The organism is Tepidibacter mesophilus (genome assembly GCF_002724055.1).
GTDB lineage: Bacteria > Bacillota > Clostridia > Peptostreptococcales > Peptostreptococcaceae > Tepidibacter_A > Tepidibacter_A mesophilus.
On the sequence record NZ_BDQY01000070.1, the window covers coordinates 1 to 615 of the forward strand.

2 protein-coding genes are annotated in these 615 nt (G+C 29.8%); one reads left to right on the forward strand and one right to left on the reverse strand.

Translation table 11 applies throughout. The features are described from left to right. Positions 1-87, forward strand: an 87-nt coding sequence (locus Tmeso_RS15845) for an IS3 family transposase (protein WP_145993156.1), incomplete at its 5' end; no start/stop codon positions are given. Positions 88-122: 35 nt separating this feature from the next. On the opposite strand, the gene Tmeso_RS15850 is transcribed toward Tmeso_RS15845, so the two are convergent. Further along, positions 123-482 carry a site-specific integrase gene (locus tag Tmeso_RS15850; RefSeq protein WP_242967967.1) on the reverse strand — a complete coding sequence of 120 codons (360 nt, stop codon included), beginning with the start codon at positions 480-482 and terminating at the stop codon, positions 123-125. Positions 483-615 lie beyond the last annotated feature (133 nt).

Sequence of the window (615 nt, forward strand, 5' to 3'; positions counted from 1 at the left end):
GATTATTATAATAATTATAGATATCAATGGAATTTAAAGAAGATGACTCCTGTATCATTCAGAAATCATCTTCTATCTGCTGCATAGTCTTTTTTTATAATGTCCTTGACAAAGGGTACATTTTAAAATGACTGTAGACTATTGATTTTCTTATTAATTGTAGCAGGCTTAAAGTCATTTTCTATTAAATAATTCCTATAGCTTGTAACATAGAATCTACTAAGTGTATTTTCAAAATTTACTCCCTGTGATTCTAAATATGTTAGAAAACCCTTTACATCTCCAACATAACTCTCAATTGTTTTAGGACTTTTTCCATCCTCTAATAGATACTGGAAAAATTCTTCAACTGTCCCCTTATCTTGCTCATGCCTTACACATAGAGTGGTGTTTTTCGCCACACGCTCATGCCTTTTAGGTATAGGGTAGGTAAAATTATTACTCAACCCTTTTTCCTGTATCTTTGGGCAAATATTTTGCACATTACATCCCTCCTTGTATAATGTAGTTATAACATTTGATAGAAAACTTTCTAATTATCTAACGAACATTAATAACTTTTCTAAAATTTCAATAATGCATAAAATCCTATCAGATTTCAAAACATTTCATACT